This window comes from Rhizobium sp. WYCCWR 11152 (assembly GCF_013087615.1).
Lineage (GTDB): Bacteria > Pseudomonadota > Alphaproteobacteria > Rhizobiales > Rhizobiaceae > Rhizobium > Rhizobium indicum.
The window spans coordinates 603,788-622,356 of sequence record NZ_JABFCP010000008.1 but is presented as its reverse complement, the minus strand read 5'-3'; the positions used below and the strand labels follow the sequence as shown (position 1 = coordinate 622,356).

Annotated in this window: 15 protein-coding genes; 8 read left to right on the top strand and 7 right to left on the bottom strand. The window is 61.4% G+C overall.

The window, feature by feature from the left end; all coding sequences use genetic code 11:
• Nucleotides 1-11: 11 nt before the first annotated feature.
• The 4 genes from G9X67_RS12830 (at nt 12) to G9X67_RS12815 (ending at nt 5,100) form a co-directional block, all read left to right on the top strand.
• Entirely contained in the window at nt 12-797 is a 786-nt protein-coding gene (locus G9X67_RS12830) for a FadR/GntR family transcriptional regulator (RefSeq protein WP_138329499.1), read from the top strand.
• A 163-nt stretch (nt 798-960) separates the two neighbouring features.
• Complete coding sequence (gene glmU / locus G9X67_RS12825; protein ID WP_171598797.1) at nt 961-2,322, top strand: bifunctional UDP-N-acetylglucosamine diphosphorylase/glucosamine-1-phosphate N-acetyltransferase GlmU; 1,362 nt, start codon at nt 961-963, stop codon at nt 2,320-2,322.
• A gap of 108 nt (nt 2,323-2,430) precedes the next feature.
• A complete protein-coding gene (gene glmS / locus G9X67_RS12820) occupies nt 2,431-4,257 on the top strand; it encodes a glutamine--fructose-6-phosphate transaminase (isomerizing) (protein WP_171598796.1) in 1,827 nt (608 codons plus the stop codon).
• A gap of 135 nt (nt 4,258-4,392) precedes the next feature.
• Entirely contained in the window at nt 4,393-5,100 is a 708-nt protein-coding gene (locus tag G9X67_RS12815; RefSeq protein ID WP_062943253.1) for a DUF502 domain-containing protein, read from the top strand.
• Nucleotides 5,101-5,181: 81 nt separating this feature from the next.
• On the opposite strand, the gene recG is transcribed toward G9X67_RS12815, so the two are convergent.
• On the bottom strand, nt 5,182-7,287 hold the full coding sequence (gene recG, locus G9X67_RS12810; protein WP_171598795.1) for an ATP-dependent DNA helicase RecG: 2,106 nt from the start codon (nt 7,285-7,287) through the stop codon (nt 5,182-5,184).
• A gap of 91 nt (nt 7,288-7,378) precedes the next feature.
• Between recG and G9X67_RS12805 the strand changes: the two genes are divergently transcribed.
• The 3 genes from G9X67_RS12805 (at nt 7,379) to G9X67_RS12795 (ending at nt 11,713) form a co-directional block, all read left to right on the top strand.
• Nucleotides 7,379-7,684, top strand: coding sequence for a succinate dehydrogenase assembly factor 2 (locus G9X67_RS12805; RefSeq protein ID WP_171598794.1), 306 nt, complete (start codon nt 7,379-7,381; stop codon nt 7,682-7,684).
• Nucleotides 7,681-11,181, top strand: coding sequence for a transcription-repair coupling factor (gene mfd / locus G9X67_RS12800; protein ID WP_171598793.1), 3,501 nt, complete (start codon nt 7,681-7,683; stop codon nt 11,179-11,181). The genes G9X67_RS12805 and mfd overlap by 4 nt, the downstream gene beginning before the upstream one ends.
• 64 nt (nt 11,182-11,245) lie before the next feature.
• Entirely contained in the window at nt 11,246-11,713 is a 468-nt protein-coding gene (locus G9X67_RS12795) for an OsmC family protein (RefSeq protein ID WP_171598792.1), read from the top strand.
• A gap of 80 nt (nt 11,714-11,793) precedes the next feature.
• Here G9X67_RS12795 and G9X67_RS12790 read toward each other — a convergent pair whose 3' ends face one another.
• The 3 genes from G9X67_RS12790 to G9X67_RS12780 form a co-directional block, all read right to left on the bottom strand.
• Complete coding sequence (locus tag G9X67_RS12790) at nt 11,794-12,426, bottom strand: DUF1629 domain-containing protein (RefSeq protein WP_171598791.1); 633 nt, start codon at nt 12,424-12,426, stop codon at nt 11,794-11,796.
• A gap of 97 nt (nt 12,427-12,523) precedes the next feature.
• A complete protein-coding gene (locus G9X67_RS12785) occupies nt 12,524-13,195 on the bottom strand; it encodes a DsbA family oxidoreductase (protein WP_171598790.1) in 672 nt (223 codons plus the stop codon).
• A 67-nt stretch (nt 13,196-13,262) separates the two neighbouring features.
• Complete coding sequence (locus tag G9X67_RS12780) at nt 13,263-15,065, bottom strand: extracellular solute-binding protein (protein ID WP_171598789.1); 1,803 nt, start codon at nt 15,063-15,065, stop codon at nt 13,263-13,265.
• Between the two features lie 285 nt (nt 15,066-15,350).
• Between G9X67_RS12780 and G9X67_RS12775 the strand changes: the two genes are divergently transcribed.
• Nucleotides 15,351-16,013, top strand: a complete 663-nt coding sequence (locus G9X67_RS12775) for an invasion associated locus B family protein (RefSeq protein ID WP_029875196.1) — start codon at nt 15,351-15,353, stop codon at nt 16,011-16,013.
• Nucleotides 16,014-16,126: 113 nt separating this feature from the next.
• Here the strand turns inward: G9X67_RS12775 and hspQ are convergent, their stop codons facing one another.
• The 3 genes from hspQ to G9X67_RS12760 all read right to left on the bottom strand — a co-directional run bounded on the left by hspQ (nt 16,127) and on the right by G9X67_RS12760 (nt 18,444).
• Nucleotides 16,127-16,456 carry a heat shock protein HspQ gene (gene hspQ / locus G9X67_RS12770; protein WP_003539613.1) on the bottom strand — a complete coding sequence of 110 codons (330 nt, stop codon included), beginning with the start codon at nt 16,454-16,456 and terminating at the stop codon, nt 16,127-16,129.
• Between the two features lie 161 nt (nt 16,457-16,617).
• Complete coding sequence (glnA, locus tag G9X67_RS12765) at nt 16,618-18,027, bottom strand: type I glutamate--ammonia ligase (RefSeq protein WP_011651961.1); 1,410 nt, start codon at nt 18,025-18,027, stop codon at nt 16,618-16,620.
• Nucleotides 18,028-18,105: 78 nt separating this feature from the next.
• On the bottom strand, nt 18,106-18,444 hold the full coding sequence (locus G9X67_RS12760) for a P-II family nitrogen regulator (protein ID WP_003539626.1): 339 nt from the start codon (nt 18,442-18,444) through the stop codon (nt 18,106-18,108).
• Between the last annotated feature and the right edge of the window lie 125 nt (nt 18,445-18,569).

Genomic DNA, 18,569 nt, shown 5'->3' with positions numbered 1-18,569 from the left:
AGACGGATCGCTTGCGCTACAAATTGGACGAGACACGCAAGACGGGGCGCAGAACCCGTACGAGCCATGCCCAGGTCGTCGACGAACTCGGCAAGGCGATCGTCGCCGGCACCTATCCCGTTGGCTCGATCCTGCCAGGCGATACGGAACTGGCGCAGCGTTTCAAAGTGTCCCGAACCGTTTTGCGCGAGACGATGAAGACGCTCGCCGCCAAGGGCATGGTCGTCGCCAAGGCGCGGGTCGGCACGCGTGTGACCGAAAAGAACCTCTGGAACATGTTCGACAGCGAGATCATCGCCTGGCACTTCGACAACGGTGTGACGGAAGAGTTTCTGCTGCAGCTCTACGATATTCGCCTCGCCTTCGAACCCTTCGCCGCCGGTCTCGTCACCGAGCGGGCGAATGCCGAGGATATCGAGATGCTGCGTGGGCTGGCGCTCGAAATGGCAGCGGCTGGTCATACGGCCGACAGCCTCGCACTCGCCGACCTTCGTTTTCACCTGGCGATCGCCGAAGCCTCGCACAATCCCTTCATGCGGACGCTGGGCAGCCTCATCGAAGCGGCTCTCGTCGGCATGTTCCGCATCAGCACGCCGCCATCCGAAAACGGCTTCGCCAATATCGCCGACACCCATATGCGCATCGTCGACGCGATCGTTTCCGGCGATAGCAGTGCTGCGCGCCGCGCGATGGAGGACGTCATCCTGGACGGCCGCCATCATGTGCACGAAGCCTTCGTGGCCCGCGGTTCCGAGGCGGTAATAGGATCGATTTCGGCCGCAATTTCACCTTTGTGAAGGCTTTGCTTATCGACAGCGCCACGCGTCTTTTCGGAGCCGCAAAGGACGCTGCAGCACTTTGAATGGCTGTATAATTTATCCTCAAATCGATTCCGATTTAGGGAATTTTGCAGTATGAGGCGATAAAGCCGCCTCGTGGCGCGGATTCGCGGAGCAAATCATGGAACGCACTTGTCTTGCCGTCATCCTTGCCGCCGGTGACAGCACGCGGATGAAATCCTCGAAATCGAAGGTGCTGCATCCTGTCGCCGGACGGCCGATGATCGCCCATGTGGTCGAGGCGGTTGCCTCCGCCGGCATCTCGTCCGTCGCCCTTGTCGTCGGCCGCGATGCTGAGGATGTGGCAAAGGCGGCGAGCATCGGCGGCGTCAGCATCGAATCCTATCTGCAGAAGGAACGCCTCGGCACCGGCCACGCAGTGTTGGCGGCCCGCGACGCGATCGCCAAGGGTTATGACGATATCCTCGTCACCTATGGCGACGTGCCGCTCCAGACCGACGGGCCGCTCAAAGCCGCCCGCCAGGGCCTTGCCGATGGCAGCGATGTCGTCGTCATCGGCTTCCACACCGACCGTCCGACCGGCTATGGCCGCCTGCTCGTCAAGGACGGCGAACTCATCGCCATCCGCGAGGAGAAAGATGCGACCGATGCCGAGCGCACCGTCACCTGGTGCAACAGCGGGCTGATGGCGATCAATGGCCGCAAGGCGCTCGATCTTCTCACGCGCATCGGCAATGCCAATGCCAAGGGTGAATTCTATCTGACCGATCTCGTCGAGATCGCCCGTTCGCTCGGCGGACGCGTTACCGCGGTCGATGCTCCTGAGATCGAGATGACCGGCTGCAACACCCGTGCCGAACTCGCCGTCATCGAGCGCTTCTGGCAGGAGCGTCGCCGTCACCAGATGATGCTTTCAGGCGTCACTATGATCGCGCCGGAAACGGTATTTCTTTCCTACGATACCACCATCGGCCAGGATGCGCTGATCGAGCCGAACGTCGTCTTCGGTCCCGGCGCGGTGATCGACAGCGGCGCCGTCATTCATGCCTTCTCGCATATCGAAGGCGCGCATGTCAGCCAGGGCGCGACGGTCGGCCCCTTTGCGCGGCTGCGGCCGGGTGCGGATCTCGGTACCGGTTCGAAGGTCGGCAATTTCTGCGAGGTCAAGAACGGCCGGCTGGGCGAAGGCGCCAAGGTCAATCACCTCACCTATATCGGCGATGCCGTCATCGGCGCCGGCAGCAATGTTGGCGCCGGCACGATCACCTGCAACTATGACGGCGTCAACAAGAGCGAGACGGTGATCGGCGAAAACGCCTTCATCGGTTCCAATTCCTCGCTGGTCGCGCCGGTGACGATCGGCGACGGCGCCTATATCGCCTCCGGCAGCGTCATCACCGTCGATGTGCCGGCCGACGCGCTGGCGCTCGGCCGTGCCCGGCAGGAGATCAAGCCCGGCCGCGCGACGCTGCTGCGCGAGCGTGCGCTCGCCATCAAGGCGGCGAAGAAGGCGAAAGCCTGACCGGCCGTGCGTAACCGGCGGAAATTGAAAGTGACCGCCGAGGTGATTGAGAAATAAGCAGGAATCGTTAGGACTGGCCTCATTGTTGAGGCCTAGTGGGGATGTTGCATGTGTGGAATTGTGGGGATCGTCGGGACTGCGCCTGTTGCCGGGCGCCTGGTCGATGCGCTGAAGCGTCTCGAATATCGCGGTTACGATTCCGCCGGTGTCGCCACCATTCATGACGGCGTGATGGATCGCCGCCGCGCCGAGGGCAAGCTGTTCAATCTGGAAAAGCGCCTCGACAGCGAACCGCTGCCCGGCACCGTCGGCATCGCCCACACGCGCTGGGCGACCCATGGCGTTCCGAACGAGACCAATGCCCATCCGCATTTCGTCGAAGGCGTCGCCGTCGTCCATAACGGCATCATCGAGAACTTCTCCGAGCTTCGCGACGAGTTGACCGAAGAGGGTTCGGTCTTCCAAACCCAGACCGACACCGAGGTGGTCGCCCATCTGATGGCGAAATACCTGCGCGAAGGCCTGGAGCCGCGCGCCGCCATGCTGAAGATGCTGAACCGCGTGACCGGCGCCTATGCGCTGGCCATCATGCTCAAGGCCGATCCCGGCACGATCATGGCCGCCCGTTCCGGCCCGCCGCTCGCCGTCGGCTACGGCCGCGGCGAGATGTTCCTCGGCTCGGACGCGATCGCGCTCTCGCCCTTCACCAACGAGATCACCTATCTCGTTGACGGCGATTGCGCCATCCTCACCCGCGACAGCGTCGCGGTGCTCGATTTCGCCGGCAAGCCGGTCAAACGCGCCCGGCAGATCTCGCAGGCGACCGCCTATGTCGTCGACAAGGGCAACCACCGCCACTTCATGGAAAAGGAAATCTACGAGCAGCCGGAGGTGATCTCTCACGCGCTCAGCCACTATGTCGATTTCGCCGAGAATACGATTGGTGCCAATGCCGCCGCGATCGACTTCAAGGCGGCGACCGGCCTTGCGATCTCGGCCTGCGGCACCGCCTATCTCGCCGGTCTCGTCGGCAAATACTGGTTCGAGCGTTATGCCCGCCTGCCGGTCGAGATCGACGTCGCCTCCGAATTCCGCTACCGCGAAATGCCGCTGTCGCCGTCGCAGGCCGCACTCTTCATCTCGCAGTCCGGTGAGACCGCCGATACTCTGGCATGCTTGCGCTATTGCCGCGACAACGGGTTGAAGATCGGCGCCGTCGTCAATGTCCGCGAATCGACGATCGCGCGCGAATCCGATGCCGTCTTCCCGATCATGGCCGGGCCTGAAATCGGCGTCGCCTCGACCAAGGCCTTCACCTGCCAGCTTGCCGTGCTGGCAGCGCTGGCGATCGGCGCCGGCAAGGCGCGCGGCACGGTGAGTGCTGACGAGGAGAGGGCGCTGGTGCGCCATCTCGCCGAAATGCCGCGCATCATGAGCCGGGTGCTGAACCTCATCCAGCCGCAGATGGAAAGCCTGTCGCGCGAGCTGTCGAAGTGCAAGGACGTGCTCTATCTCGGCCGCGGCACCAGTTTCCCGCTCGCCATGGAAGGCGCGCTGAAGCTCAAGGAAATCTCCTATATTCATGCCGAAGGTTATGCCGCCGGCGAATTGAAGCACGGGCCGATCGCGCTGATCGATGAGAACATGCCTGTCATCGTCATCGCCCCCTACGACCGGTTCTTCGAAAAGACCATCTCGAACATGCAGGAAGTCGCAGCCCGCGGCGGCCGCATCATCTTCATCACCGACGAGGCCGGCGCGGCGGCCTCGAAACTGCCGACCATGGCGACGATCACCCTGCCTGTGGTCGACGAAATCATCGCGCCGATGATCTTCTCGCTGCCGATCCAGCTGCTTGCCTATCACACCGCCGTCTTCATGGGCACCGATGTCGACCAGCCGCGCAACCTGGCGAAATCCGTGACCGTGGAATAAGCCTGTAACGCTGCGACCTTCGCTTCGAAACATATTGTGCGGGACCCCGAATTCTGGCAATTTTGGTCTGCGGACAAGGGGGAAGGGCCGGCGTTCCGGCCTGTCCAGGACTGAGATGGAGATCATCAGGAAACGATGACCGACAACATCCCCAGAATGCCGGTCGCGACCCGGCTGAGAAATAATTTTCTCGCAGGGCTGATCATCTGCGCGCCGATCGCGATTACCATCTGGCTGACCTGGACCTTCATCCATTGGTCGGACAGCTGGGTCCGGCCCTATATTCCGGCGCGCTGGAATCCGGAAAGTTACCTCAATTTCGCCATTCCCGGTTTCGGCCTGCTGATCGCCGTCGTTCTGATCACCGTCGTCGGCTTTCTTGGCAAGAACCTCATTGGCCAGAGCATCGTCCGTTTCGGCGAATCGATCGTCCAGCGCATGCCGCTGGTGCGCACGATCTACAGAAGCGTGAAGCAGATTTTCGAAACCGTGCTGAAGGAACAGGCGAACTCCTTCAAGAAGGTCGGCCTCATCGAATATCCGGGTCCCGGCCTCTGGGCACTGATCTTCATCGCCACCGACGCCAAGGGCGAAATCGCTTCGAAGTTCAATGCCATGGGCCAGGACATGGTCGCCGTCTTCCTGCCGCCGACGCCGGTGCCGACAGCCGGCTTCCTCATCTTCGTGCCGCGCGAGAAGATCGTCATGCTCGATATGTCGCCGGAAGACGCCGCCAAGTTCCTGATTTCAGGCGGGCTCGTGGCGCCCGAACACAAGCCGGCCGATCCGAAGCAGAAGCATTTGCCGCGGCCGAAGCCGGTGGCGGTTTCCAAGGCTGAATGATGCATGTCGCCCAAAAGTGTTCAGCGGTTTTGGGGTAACGACATGCATAGAACAAAGACTTAAAGCGCGCCTCGGTGCGCTTTAACCCGCTCTAAGAAAACGGATCGCCTCGTCGCGGCGGAAGAGATAGAGCAGGGTGCGGATCGCCGCTCCCCTTTCGCTGGTCAGCTCCGGATCCCGCTCGATGAGGTAAGCGGCATCCTTGCGGGCGATCTCCAGCAGGTCGGCATGCGCCTCGAGGCTGGCGATGCGAAAGCCCGGCGTGCCGGATTGCCTTGTGCCGAGCAATTCGCCTTCGCCGCGCAGCTTCAGATCCTCCTCGGCAATGCGGAAACCGTCTTCCGTCTCCCGCATGATCGAAAGCCTGGCATGGCCGGTCTCGCCGAGCGGCCCCTTATAGAGCAGGATGCAGGTCGATGCCTCGTCGCCACGCCCGACGCGGCCGCGCAGCTGATGCAATTGCGCCAGGCCGAAGCGTTCGGCATGTTCGATCACCATGATCGTCGCATCCGGCACGTCGACGCCGACCTCGACGACGGTCGTGGCGACGAGCAGCCGGGTCTCGCCGTTCTTGAACGCCATCATCGCCGCGTCCTTCTCCGGTCCGCTCATGCGGCCGTGGATGAGGCCGATGCCCGGACCGAGTGCTGAGACCAGCGTCGCATGCCGCTCCTCGGCCGACATCAGGTCGAGTTCCTCGGACTCCTCGACCAGCGGGCAGATCCAGTAGGCCTTCTTGCCCTCGGCGATTGCGCTTTGCAGCCGGCCGACGATTTCGCCGGTCCGTTCCATCGGCACGGTGATCGTCTGGATCGGTTTGCGGCCGGCCGGTTTCTCGGTGAGCTTGGAGACGTCCATGTCGCCGAAGGCGGCGAGCACCAGGGTGCGCGGGATCGGCGTCGCCGTCATGACCAGCATATGCGGCGAGAGGCCCTTGGCGGTCAGCCGCAGGCGCTGATGCACACCGAAACGGTGCTGCTCGTCGACGACGGCAAGCATCAGATTGGCGTAGGCGACGCTGTCCTGGAACAGCGCATGCGTGCCGATGATAATCTGGGCAGCACCCGAGGCGATGCGCTCCAGGATCTCCTCCCTTTCGCGCCCCTTTGTGCGCCCGGTCAGCACCTCGCTGCTGAGCCCGGCGGAAGCAGCGAATTTCGAAATCGTCGCGTGGTGCTGCCGCGCCAGGATTTCGGTCGGCGCCATCAGCACGGCCTGGCCGCCGCTCTCGATCACCGCCGCCATCGCCATCAGTGCCACCAGCGTCTTGCCGGAACCGACATCGCCTTGCAGCAGCCGCAGCATGCGCTCGTTGCCGGCCATATCCTTCAAAACCTCGGCGATCGCCTCGTTCTGGCTGCCGGTAAGCGAGAAGGGCAAGGTCTTCAGGATCTTGCCGCTGATGGCGCCGGTGGCATGCACCGGCTGGCCCGCCACCTTGCGTAGCCGCTGCCGCACCAGGCTCAGCGACAGCTGGCCGGCGAGGAACTCGTCATAGGCAAGCCGCCGCCGGGCAGGGGCCTGCGGGTCGATATCGCTGGGATCGCGCGGCTCGTGCAGCATGTGGAAACTGTCGCGGATCGACGGCAGGCCTTGCTTCTCCGTCAGCGCCAGGTCGATCCATTCCGGCAGCTCGGGAAAACGCGGCAGGCCGGCGTCGATGATCTTGCGGAGCGTCTTCGGCGAAAGCCCCGCCGTCAGCGGATAGATTGGCTCGACGAGCGGCAGGCTCTCCGCCTCGTCGGCCCTGACGATATAGTCGGGATGCACCATCGAGGCACGGCCGTTGAACCAGTCGATCTTGCCGCTGACCGTCACCTCCGCGTCAACAGGCAGCTGCTTTTCCAGCCACGCCGCCTGTCCGCGGAAGAAGACCAGCGTCAGTTCGCCGGTCTCGTCATGCAGGAAGACGCGGTAGGGGATATTGCTTTTGCCGCCCGGCGGCACCTGATGGCGGTTGACGCGCGCCGTGATCGTCACGATCGCGCCTTGCGGCGCGCGGGCGATGCCTGGCTGGTTGCGCCGGTCGATCAGCGAGAAGGGCGCGTGGAAGAGCAGGTCGATGACCCGGCAATCTTCCAGCGTCTCGCGCCCGAGCAGCTTGACCAGCAGGTCGGCGATCTTCGGGCCGACGCCCGGAAGGCCCGAAATAGGGGAAAACAGAGGATCGAGAATGGCGGGGCGCATGCGGCCAAAATGCGATGAACAATGCGGCCTTGGCAAGGCTGACAAGCCGCTTTCCAGGGTCTATAGAGGCGCATCAACAGGAAGGTATGCCATGACAGGTGTCACGCTCACCAGTGCCGGTCTCGACCCGCGCCGCCGCCGGATCCTTTTCCGCTGCTGGCATCGCGGCATCCGCGAAATGGATCTGGTCTTCGGCCAGTTCGCCGAAGCTGAGATCGCCAGGCTGTCGGAAGCCGAGCTCGACGAGTTCGAGACGATCATGGCGGAAGAGGACAATGATCTCGTTCGCTGGGTCATGGGAACATGGCCGGTGCCTGAGCGTTTCCAGACACCGATGTTTGCCCGCATCGCCGCCTACAAGCCCGATTTTGACAAGCCCCTCAGGACGCCGGAATGATCCCTGGTTTCGATGCGAAGAAGCTTGCGGCCATCACCGAGCCGCTGACGATCGGCAATGTGCCGGCAGGTCTTGAAACGCTGCTGCTCGCCGAGCTCGCCCGAACGGGAGAGCCGGTCGCCTATGTCATGTCCGACGGCCACCGCATGGCCGATCTCGAACAGATGCTGAGCTTTGTCGCCCCCGACATTCCGGTTCTCACCCTGCCGGCCTGGGACTGTCTGCCCTATGACCGCGTCTCGCCGAGCGCCGACACCTCGGCCCGCCGGCTGGCGGCACTCGGCGGCCTCATCGCCCATCGCAAGAAGCCGCATGCGGCAATCGTGCTCGTCACGGCCAATGCCATGCTGCAGAAGGTGGCGCCGCAGGATGTCATCGAAAGCCTGACTTTTTCGGCCCGTCCCGGCAACCAGCTGCGCATGGACGATCTTGCCGGTCGCCTGGAGCGCAATGGCTTCGAGCGGGTCGCGACCGTTCGCGAGGTCGGCGAATATGCCGTGCGCGGCGGCATTCTCGACGTCTTCGTGCCGGGTTCCGAAGAGCCGGTCCGCCTGGATTTCTTCGGCGACACGCTGGAGAGCATCCGCAGCTTCGATCCGGCCAGCCAGCGCACGACAGGGCAGGTGCGATCCCTCGATCTCAACCCGATGAGCGAAGTGACCCTGACGCCGGATACGATCAGCCGCTTCCGCAAGAATTACCTCTCCGCTTTCGGCGCGACCACACGCGACGACGCGCTCTACCTCGCCGTCTCCGAAGGCCGCCGTTACCCCGGCATGGAGCACTGGCTGCCGCTTTTCTACGAGAAGCTCGATACCGTCTTCGATTATTTGAGCGGCTTCCGTATTGTCATCGACCATACTGTGCGTGAAGCAGCCGAAGAGCGCTCCAAGCTCGTTTTCGACTATTACGACGCCCGCCTGAATTCCGGCCAGCCGGCCAAGGGGATGACGCAGGGCACGCCCTACAAGCCGGTGACACCGGGCCAGCTCTATCTCGACAGCAAGCTTTTCGTCAAAACCCTCGACGCACTCGGCGCGATCCGTATCAGCCCCTTCAACGAGCATGAGGGCGAGGCGCGCCGGGTCGTCAATGTCGACGCCCGCCAGGGCCAGCGCTGGGCCCGTTCGAACGCCGAAGGTGGCGGCGATGCCGAACGCATCAACATCTTCGACGTCGTCGTCAAGCATATTGCCGACCGCCGCGCCGCCGGCGCGAAAGTGCTCGTCACAGCCTGGACCGAAGGTTCGCTGGAACGCCTGCTGCAGGTGCTGAACGAGCATGGCCTGGAAAAGGTCAAGTCGATCGAGGCGCTGAAGGATGTCGGTTCGCTGGCGAGAGGCGAGGCGGCGGCTGCCGTGCTCAGTCTCGAAGCCGGCTTCGAGGCCGGTGACCTCGTCGTCATCGGCGAGCAGGACATCCTCGGCGACCGCATGGTGCGCCGCTCCAAGCGTCGCAAGCGCGCAGCCGATTTCATCTCGGAAGTCGCGGGCCTCGACGAGGGCTCGATCGTCGTCCACGCTGAACACGGCATCGGGCGCTTCATCGGGCTGAGGACCATCGAGGCGGCAGGCGCCCCGCATGCCTGCCTCGAACTGCAATATGCCGACGAGGCCAAGCTGTTCCTGCCGGTCGAAAACATCGATCTGCTTTCGCGCTATGGCGGCGAGGGGACCGAAGCGCAGCTCGACAAGCTCGGCGGCGGCGCCTGGCAGATGCGCAAGGCCAAGCTCAAGAAGCGCCTGCTCGACATGGCCGATGCGCTGATCCGCATCGCCGCCGAGCGCCTGACGCGCCATGCGCCGATGCTGACGACGCCGGAAGGTCTCTACGACGAATTCGCCGCCCGCTTCCCCTATGACGAGACCGAGGACCAGGAAAACGCCATCGAGGCGGTGCGCTCCGACCTCGGCGCCGGCCGGCCGATGGACCGCCTCGTCTGCGGCGACGTCGGTTTCGGCAAGACGGAAGTGGCGCTGCGCGCCGCCTTCGTCGCCGCGATGAACGGCGCCCAGGTCGCCATCGTCGTGCCGACGACACTGCTTTCCCGCCAGCATTTCAAGACCTTTTCCGATCGCTTCCGTGGTTTGCCGGTGCGCATCCAGCAGGCCTCGCGCCTCGTGGGCGCCAAGGAGCTGGCGCTGACCAAGAAGGAAGTGGCGGAAGGCAAGACCGATATCGTCGTCGGCACCCATGCGCTGCTCGGCGCCGGCATCAAATTCGCCAATCTCGGCCTGCTCGTCATCGACGAGGAACAGCATTTCGGCGTCAAGCACAAGGAGCGGCTGAAGGAGCTGAAAAGCGACGTGCACGTGCTGACGCTGTCGGCGACACCGATCCCGCGCACCCTGCAGCTTGCCATGACCGGTGTGCGCGAACTGTCGCTGATCACCACCCCGCCGGTTGACCGCATGGCGGTGCGCACCTTCATCTCGCCCTTCGACAGCCTGGTCATCCGCGAGACGCTGATGCGCGAGCATTATCGCGGCGGCCAGAGCTTCTATGTCTGCCCCAGGCTTGCCGATCTCGAGGATGTGCATGCCTTCCTGCAATCGGATGTGCCGGAGCTGAAGGTCGCCATCGCCCATGGCCAGATGCCGGCCGGCGAACTCGAAGACATTATGAACGCCTTTTATGAAGGCCGTTACGACGTGCTTCTCTCGACCACCATCGTCGAATCCGGCCTCGACGTTCCCACAGCCAACACGCTGATCGTCCACCGCGCCGACATGTTCGGCCTTGCCCAGCTCTATCAGCTGCGCGGCCGCGTCGGCCGCTCGAAGGTGCGCGCCTTCGCGCTCTTCACCCTGCCGGTCAACAAGGTGCTGACGGCAACCGCCGAACGCCGGTTGAAGGTGCTGCAGTCGCTGGATACGCTCGGCGCCGGCTTCCAGTTGGCAAGCCACGACCTCGACATTCGCGGCGCCGGCAACCTCCTCGGCGAGGAGCAGTCCGGCCATATTAAGGAGGTCGGCTTCGAACTCTACCAGCAGATGCTGGAAGAGGCGGTCGCCGAGGTCAAGGGTGTCGACGAGATCCACGATACCGGCTGGTCACCGCAGATCTCCGTCGGCACGACGGTAATGATCCCGGAAGGCTACGTGCCCGATCTGCACCTGCGCATGGCCCTCTACCGCCGCCTTGGCGAAATCACCGAGCTCAAGGAGATCGACGGCTTCGGTGCCGAGATGATCGACCGCTTCGGGCCGATGCCGATCGAAGTCCAGCACCTGCTGAAGATTGTCTACATAAAATCGCTCTGCCGCACCGCCAATGTCGAAAAGCTCGATGCCGGCCCGAAGGGTGTCGTCGTGCAGTTCCGCAACAAGGAATTCCCCAATCCGGCCAACCTCGTCGGTTATATCGGCAAGCAGGGCACGATGGCGAAGATCCGCCCCGACCACAGCCTGTTCCTGACCCGCGACCTGCCGACGCCGGAAAAACGCCTGCAGGGCGCTGCCGTCATCATGACGCAGCTGGCCGAATTCGCGAAATAGAGCAATTCCAGCAAAACTGTGCCGCAGTTTTGCGTCCGGAATTGCGTGGAAAAGGGAGATGGAGATGGCGACATACGGCGCAACGATCGCCTGGCAGCGCAACGGCGAGACCTTCACCGACAACCGCTATAGCCGCGTCCACCGCTGGAGCTTCGACGGCGGCATCGAGGTGAGGGCATCTTCCTCCTCGCATGTCGTTCCGCTGCCCTATTCGGCCGAAGATGCCGTCGATCCGGAGGAAGCTTTCGTCGCCTCGCTCTCCAGTTGCCACATGCTCTGGTTCCTGTCGATCGCCGCCAAACAGGGCTTTAGCGTCGACCGCTATACTGATGCCGCCGAAGGTGTGATGGAGAAGAATGCCGAGGGCCGTCTTGCCATTACCGTCGTGACGCTCCATCCGCATGTCGTCTTCAACGGTGAGAAACAGCCGTCGTTAAGCGAGCTCGAAGCCCTGCATCATCGCGCTCACGACGAATGCTTCATTGCCAATTCGGTGAAGACTGATGTGCGCTGCGTTCCGGTTCTGGGCTGAGCGGGGCCGTTGTCAGGTAGGAAACCTTCCAACTTCGTTTTACAGCGACTCAGATTATGCTCTTCACCGAAGCGTCTCCGCTATTTTTGGTAAAAGCCAACTTGTTGGAAAGCAGCACCTTTAATACCTCTGTCTTTGCATATATTCTTGAATGGTTGGTCGCAAAAAAATGGGCCAGCATATTCAACCAAACGAAACACGTGCGCGCTGTTGAGGACACTCGGCAGAAAACACCAGACAGCTCCGCCCGATATCATATAGCCGCCCCATCTAGTGACGCGAATTAAAGGGGAATTCTCGACATCCACTGCCTTGCGGTATGAATCAACAACGCTGCACTGCCAGATTCTCGGACCGGTTTTTCCGTTCGAAAACTCGGTCTCGCAAAGCAGGTATTCACATGACTTTGGAGCGAACTCCTCAAGCAAGCTCTTCATTTTGTCGGAGATGAAAAGGAAATACTCCACAGCATAAATATCTTGCACCTTCCGCTTTGGATCAAAGATCAGCTTTGGCGTTTCAGCATAGTCGGGTATTTGCCACGGGCCGCGCGGCAAATCGAGCATGCTATCCGGCCATGGAGTTCGGCTGTAATTCAGGCCGAGGTAGCCGCTATCTGGCAGCAGCCTGTCCCGGTTTGCGAACTCCCAGCCATAATTTCCATTTGAATCAAGTATATAAATTCCGTGAGGTTTCGCTCTGGCGCCACTCATGCTTCTTTCCAAGTCGTGCTTGAAAATATAAACGGTATAGCTGGCTCTCTCGGACAGCTTTACCGCGGCTGTACGATCTCGATTCGTATAGGTAGCCTCAGTTCAGCCCCGATCGCGCCTCGGCCTTCGCCTTGGCGATGTCGCGCAGTGCGTTTGCCAGCACGTCAGGCGTCTGTGCGCCGCTGACGGCGTATTGCTGGTCGAAGATGAAGAACGGCACGCCGTTGACGCCCATCTCCTGGGCTGCTTTGATCTCGGCGACGATCAGATCGCGGTCGGCATCGGAGGCAAGCAGCGAGGCGATGACCGAGCGGTCGAGGCCGGACTTTTCGGCGATATCGAGCAACACCGCATGGTCGCCGACATTGCGGCCTTCCTCGAAATTCGCCTTGAACAACGCGGCAACGACCTTGTCCTGCTTCTCGCGGCCTTCGATCATCGCCCAGTGGATCAATCGATGCGCATCGAGCGTGTTCGGACCGATCTTGATCGCCTCGAAATCGAAGGCGATGCCGACCTCGCGGCCATAATCGGTGAGCATCTTGTGCGCCTGCGCCACGCGCTCCTCGCCGCCGAGCTTCTCCGCCAGCGCCTTCTTCTGGTCGACGCCTTCCTTGGGGTAGTCGGGATTGAGCCGGTACGGCCGCCAGTTGATGTCGACGCCGATTTCGTCCTGCACCTCGGCGATGGCGAGCTCCAGCCGCGCCTTGCCGAGATAGCACCAGGGGCAGACGACATCCGAGACAACGTCGATGGTGATACGCTCCATGATGATCTTCCTTATTCTGTGCGTCTCCCAAGAGAGACATTCAAAGCCGGGGCGGTTCGGCTGCTTGTTATTGGGCGCTCGTATCCCACCATAGCGGCAGCTGATAGCCATAGAGCGGCACCGCGTCAGGATGGCCGATGCGCTTGCTGCGAGCCACCCATTGCTGACCCATATGATAGAGCGGCAGCACGTAATGGCTGGACAGCAGCAGCCGGTCGTAGGAGCGCACCGCCGCGGTGAAATCCTCGGCCGAGCGCGCCCGGAGCAGGTGATCGATCAAGGCATCGAGATCGGGGTCGGCAGCGCCCGCGAAACTGTCGCTGCCTTCGCGGGTCTTGGCGGCCGAAGACCAGCGGCCGAGCTGTTCGTTTCCAGGCGATAGCGAGGACGTGTAGGACTTCATGATCATATCGTAGTCGAAGCTGTTCGTCCGGCTCTGATACTGCGAATCGTCGACGGTGCGAATCGAAGCGGCGATGCCGATCGTCTGCAGCGAACGCTGAAAGGCGACCGCGAGCTTCTCCTGGTCGGCATTCTGCGTCATGATCTCGAAGGCGAGCTGGCGGCCGGAGGCATCGAGCATCTTGCCGCCCTGGATGGTATAGCCGCCCTGTTTCAGTTGCTCGACGGCCTGTTTCAGCACATTGCGGTCGCGGCCGGAACCGTCGGTGACCGGCAGCTTGTAGGTGCCGTCGAGAATCTCCGGCGCAATTTTGCCCTTGATCGGCCCGAGCACGGCAAGCTCGGCCGCATTGGCGGGAACGCCGAAACTCGACAGCTCGGAATTCTGCCAGAAGCTCTGCGTGCGTTTATAGGCGCCGGAATAAAGGTTCTTGTTCGCCCATTCGAAGTCGAACACCAGTGACAGGCCTTCGCGCACCTTGGGATCGGCAAAGATCGGCCGGCGCGTGTTGAACACGAAGCCGAGCATGCCGCTCGGCAGTTTCGGCGTGAACACGTCCTTGACCACGGCCCCCGAGGTGACGGCGGGGAAATTATAGGCATTGGCCCAATGACCGGGATTGCCGTCGGGATAGATGTCGACATCGCCCTTCTTGAAGGCCTCGAACAGCGTCGTGTCCTGCAGGAAATACTGGACGGTGATCTGGTCGTAATTGTCGGTGCCGACCTTGGCGGGAATGTCCTTGCCCCAGTAATTCGGATCGCGCTCATAGGTGATGCTCTCGCCGGGCTTCACCGTCTTCACCTTGTAGGGACCGGAACCGACCGGCGGCGTCAGCGACGAACGGTCGAAGGTTGCCGGATCGATCGCATGTTTCGGCAGCACCGGGAACAGGCCAAAGATCAGCGGCGTCTCGCGGTCGGCCTTGTCGTTGAAGGTGAAGCGCACGCTGCGATCGCCGACCTTCTCCATCTTGGCGACGACGTTGAGGCGGTTGGCGAAGGGCACGCGGCCCTTGTCGCGCATCAGCTCGAAGGTGAACATCACGTCCTCGGGCGTTACCGGCTGGCCATCGGCCCATTTCGCCTTCGGATTGAGGTTGAACTGGACGAAGCTCCTGTCGTCGTCCCATTCCACCGTTTCGGCGAGCAGGCCGTAGAGTGTGAAGGGCTCGTCCCTGGAGCGCTGCATCAGCGATTCGTAGACGAGATTGCCATAATCCGGATCCCACATGCCGCGCGCCGTCGTGCGCATGCTCTTCAGGATGAACGGGTTGAGGTTGTCGAAGGTGCCGACGACGCCGTAGGTGATCTTGCCGCCCTTTTTCACGTCGGGATTGACGTAAGGGAAGTGTTTGTAGTCTGGCGGCAAAGCCGGCTCGCCATGCATCGCGATGCCGTGCAGCGGCTCGGCAGCGACAGTGCCGCACAGCAGCGAGAGGACGAGGGGGACGACAATCCGGAGCATTCGGCAATCCTTGATCCGTGAAAACGGGGCATGATTCACGCCCAAGATTATCATGGGGTCGACCGATTCCAACACGGAACGGCGATTTCTTTGGCATCGCGACGAAATGCACCTCAAATTGCCAAAGAAATGCTGGATATCTTGAACGCTGCGATGTAACAGGTGAACCCGAAGTTTCGGGGTCATGCATTTGCCTTATTTTTTTAAGAGGTGGAGTGCCGAACGACCCGATGGTTGGGGCGGCAAGACGCTGCCCCGAACGGATATCAGGAGACGGAATTCGTTATGATGTTCAAGTCTGAAAAGAAAATGCGGGCAGCGCTGTCCGTTCTGGCAGTGGTGTTCGGCGCTTCGGCTCCGGTCTCCGCCTTCGCACAGGATGCGGCGGCACAGGCTCCGGCCGATGCCCCGGCACAGGCCGCAGGAGCGCCGAAGCTCGGCTGGTACAAGACCTGCAGCAAGCAGGAAGACAACGACATCTGTGTTGTCCAGAACCTGATCCTCGCCAATGGCGGTCAGCTCGTCACGGCCGTCGGCCTGATCTCGGTTTCCGGCAAGATCAACCGCAAGCTCCTGCAGGTCTCGGTTCCCACGGCACGCCTCGTTCCTCCCGGCGTCATCATGCAGATCGATGGCGGCAAGGGCCAGAAGCTCGACTACGCCGTCTGCCTGCCGGACAAGTGCACCGCCGAAATTCCGCTGACCGACGCGATGATCGCAAGCCTCAAGAAGGGCAGCGACGTGATCTTCACGTCGATCAACTTCCGCCGCGCCCCGAACCCGATCAAGATTTCGCTTGAAGGCTTCACCGGTGCTTATGACGGCGAACCGGTTTCCGAATCCAAGCTCGCTGAAAGCCAGCGCAGCCTGCAGGACAGCATGCAGAAGAAGGCCGAGGAAGCCCGCAAGAAGCTGGAAGATGCCCAGAAGGCAGCCAAGGCGCAGTAATCCTGCTACCTTCTTTGAAACAAAACCCGGCTTCGCGCCGGGTTTTTTGTTGCACAAAGAAAAGGCCTCGCCGGGAGAAGCGAGGCCTTGATTCAACGATCGGCACGAGTGACTTAGTGGGCGAAGCTCATCTTGGGTTTGAACTGTCCTGACGGGGCCTGATCGAAAATCTGGTAGATCTGTGGGTTGCGAAGCGGCGTGCCGCTTTCGTCGTTCATCAGGTTCTGCTCGGAAACGTAGGCGACATATTCGCTTTCGTCATTCTCGGCGAGCAGGTGATAGAAGGGCTGGTCCCTGCTCGGGCGCACCTCGGCGGGAATGGAATTCCACCATTCCTCCGTATTCGCGAACTCCGGATCAACGTCGAAGATGACGCCGCGAAACGGAAAAACCTTGTGCCGAACCACTTCGCCGATACTGAACTTTGCTACTCTTTCTTTCATGGTACGACTTCCTTTCATCACCAAATTTGGTGATTGGTGCCGCGCAAATCAAGATTTTGCACGCCGTTCGTCACATGAACGTCATATCCTCGCCATTTGCCGTTCATGACCTGGGAGGCGAAAGCCCCGGCGGGCCGGGACTTTCTGTGTTCTGAGCCCGATCAGGCCGAATAGTACATGTCGTATTCGACCGGATGTGGCGTCATTTCGAAACGCATCACCTCAGCCATCTTCAGCTCGATGAAGGCATCGATCTGATCGTCGTCGAAGACGCCGCCGGCTGTCAGGAACTTGCGGTCCTTGTCGAGGCTTTCGAGCGCTTCGCGCAAGCTGCCGCAGACGGTCGGGATCTTCTTCAGTTCCTTCGGCGGCAGGTCGTAGAGATCCTTGTCCATGGCCTTGCCGGGATGGATCTTGTTCTTGATGCCATCGAGACCGGCCATCAGCATGGCAGCAAAGGCGAGATAGGGATTGGCGGTCGGATCCGGGAAGCGGACTTCGACGCGCTTGGCCTTCGGGTTGGAGCCGAACGGAATGCGGCAGGAAGCCGAGCGGTTGCGGGCCGAATAGGCAAGCAGCACAGGGGCTTCGTAACCCGGGACGAGACGTTTGTAGGAGTTCGTCGACGGATTGGTGAAGGCGTTGATCGCCTTGGCATGCTTGATGATGCCGCCGATGTAGAACAGGCAGCTCTCGGAAAGGCCGGCATATTCGTCGCCGGCAAAGGTCGGCTTGCCACCCTTCCAGATCGATTGGTGCACATGCATGCCCGAGCCATTGTCGCCGAAGATCGGCTTCGGCATGAAGGTCGCCGTCTTGCCGTAGGCGTTGGCCACCTGGTGCACGACGTATTTGTAGATCTGCATCTTGTCGGCGTTGCGCACCAGCGTATCGAACTTGATGCCGAGTTCGTGCTGGGCGGCAGCGACTTCATGGTGATGCTTTTCCACGACGACGCCCATTTCGGAGAGCACCGTCAGCATTTCCGAACGCATGTCCTGGGCGCTGTCGACGGGGGGAACCGGGAAATAGCCGCCCTTGACGCGCGGGCGATGGCCGAGGTTGCCGGTCTCGTAATCGGTATCGTCGTTCGACGGCAATTCGGTCGAATCGAGCTTGAAGCCGGTATTGTAGGGATCGGCCTTGTACTTGACGTCGTCGAAGACGAAGAATTCGGCTTCAGGGCCGACGAAGACTGTATCGCCGATGCCGGATGCCTTGAGGTAGGCTTCGGCCTTCTTGGCGGTGCCGCGCGGATCGCGGTTATAGGCCTCGCCGGAGACTGGATCGAGGATGTCGCAGACGATGACCATGGTCGACTGGGCGAAAAACGGGTCCATATGCACCGTTTCGGTATCGGGCATCAGCACCATGTCGGACTCGTTGATGGCCTTCCAGCCGCCGATCGAGGAGCCGTCGAACATCACGCCGTCAGCGAACATGTCTTCGTCGACGCAGACAACGTCCATCGTCACATGCTGCAGCTTGCCCTTCGGGTCGGTGAAACGCAGATCGACGAACTTTACGTCGTTCTCCTTGATCTGCTTCAGAATTTCGCTTGCGGTCGCCATTAATGAGTTTCCTCCGATTTGCGATGACGGTGTAGGTCGGCGGTGACGGTAACGGACTTTGCGCGATTGGCAAAGTGGTCAGATGGCATCGATGCCGGTCTCGCCGGTGCGGATGCGGATAACCTCTTCGACGTTGGAGACGAAGATCTTTCCATCGCCGATGCGGCCGGTCTGCGCCGCCTTGCGGATCGCATCGATAACGGCCTCCGCGTTCTCGTCGGCCAGTACGACCTCGACTTTGACCTTCGGCAGGAAATCGACGACGTATTCAGCTCCGCGGTAGAGTTCCGTGTGGCCCTTCTGACGGCCGAAACCCTTGGCTTCCGTGACCGTGATACCCTGCAGGCCAACTTCCTGAAGGGCTTCCTTCACTTCGTCCAGCTTGAAAGGCTTAATGATCGCTTCGATCTTTTTCATGAGAAAATGTCTCTCCGCTTCTCTTGTTATGGCAGGAATTTTCCCGCTCGCCGGATATGATGCAGATATCGTGCCAGTTTGAAATCCATCTTATCGAAAAAAGGCGCCGATTCTGTCAAAACCGG

Bases quoted from the DNA above. Each gene is read 5' to 3' on its own strand.
- glmU (WP_171598797.1), top strand. From the start codon at position 961: ATGGAACGCACTTGTCTTGCCGTCATCCTTGCCGCCGGTGACAGCACG.
- glmS (WP_171598796.1), top strand. From the start codon at position 2,431: ATGTGTGGAATTGTGGGGATCGTCGGGACTGCGCCTGTTGCCGGGCGC.
- G9X67_RS12815 (WP_062943253.1), top strand. From the start codon at position 4,393: ATGACCGACAACATCCCCAGAATGCCGGTCGCGACCCGGCTGAGAAAT.
- recG (WP_171598795.1), bottom strand. From the start codon at position 7,287: ATGCGCCCCGCCATTCTCGATCCTCTGTTTTCCCCTATTTCGGGCCTT.
- G9X67_RS12805 (WP_171598794.1), top strand. From the start codon at position 7,379: ATGACAGGTGTCACGCTCACCAGTGCCGGTCTCGACCCGCGCCGCCGC.
- mfd (WP_171598793.1), top strand. From the start codon at position 7,681: ATGATCCCTGGTTTCGATGCGAAGAAGCTTGCGGCCATCACCGAGCCG.
- G9X67_RS12795 (WP_171598792.1), top strand. From the start codon at position 11,246: ATGGCGACATACGGCGCAACGATCGCCTGGCAGCGCAACGGCGAGACC.
- G9X67_RS12790 (WP_171598791.1), bottom strand. From the start codon at position 12,426: ATGAGTGGCGCCAGAGCGAAACCTCACGGAATTTATATACTTGATTCA.
- G9X67_RS12785 (WP_171598790.1), bottom strand. From the start codon at position 13,195: ATGGAGCGTATCACCATCGACGTTGTCTCGGATGTCGTCTGCCCCTGG.
- G9X67_RS12780 (WP_171598789.1), bottom strand. From the start codon at position 15,065: ATGCTCCGGATTGTCGTCCCCCTCGTCCTCTCGCTGCTGTGCGGCACT.
- G9X67_RS12775 (WP_029875196.1), top strand. From the start codon at position 15,351: ATGATGTTCAAGTCTGAAAAGAAAATGCGGGCAGCGCTGTCCGTTCTG.
- hspQ (WP_003539613.1), bottom strand. From the start codon at position 16,456: ATGAAAGAAAGAGTAGCAAAGTTCAGTATCGGCGAAGTGGTTCGGCAC.
- glnA (WP_011651961.1), bottom strand. From the start codon at position 18,027: ATGGCGACCGCAAGCGAAATTCTGAAGCAGATCAAGGAGAACGACGTA.
- G9X67_RS12760 (WP_003539626.1), bottom strand. From the start codon at position 18,444: ATGAAAAAGATCGAAGCGATCATTAAGCCTTTCAAGCTGGACGAAGTG.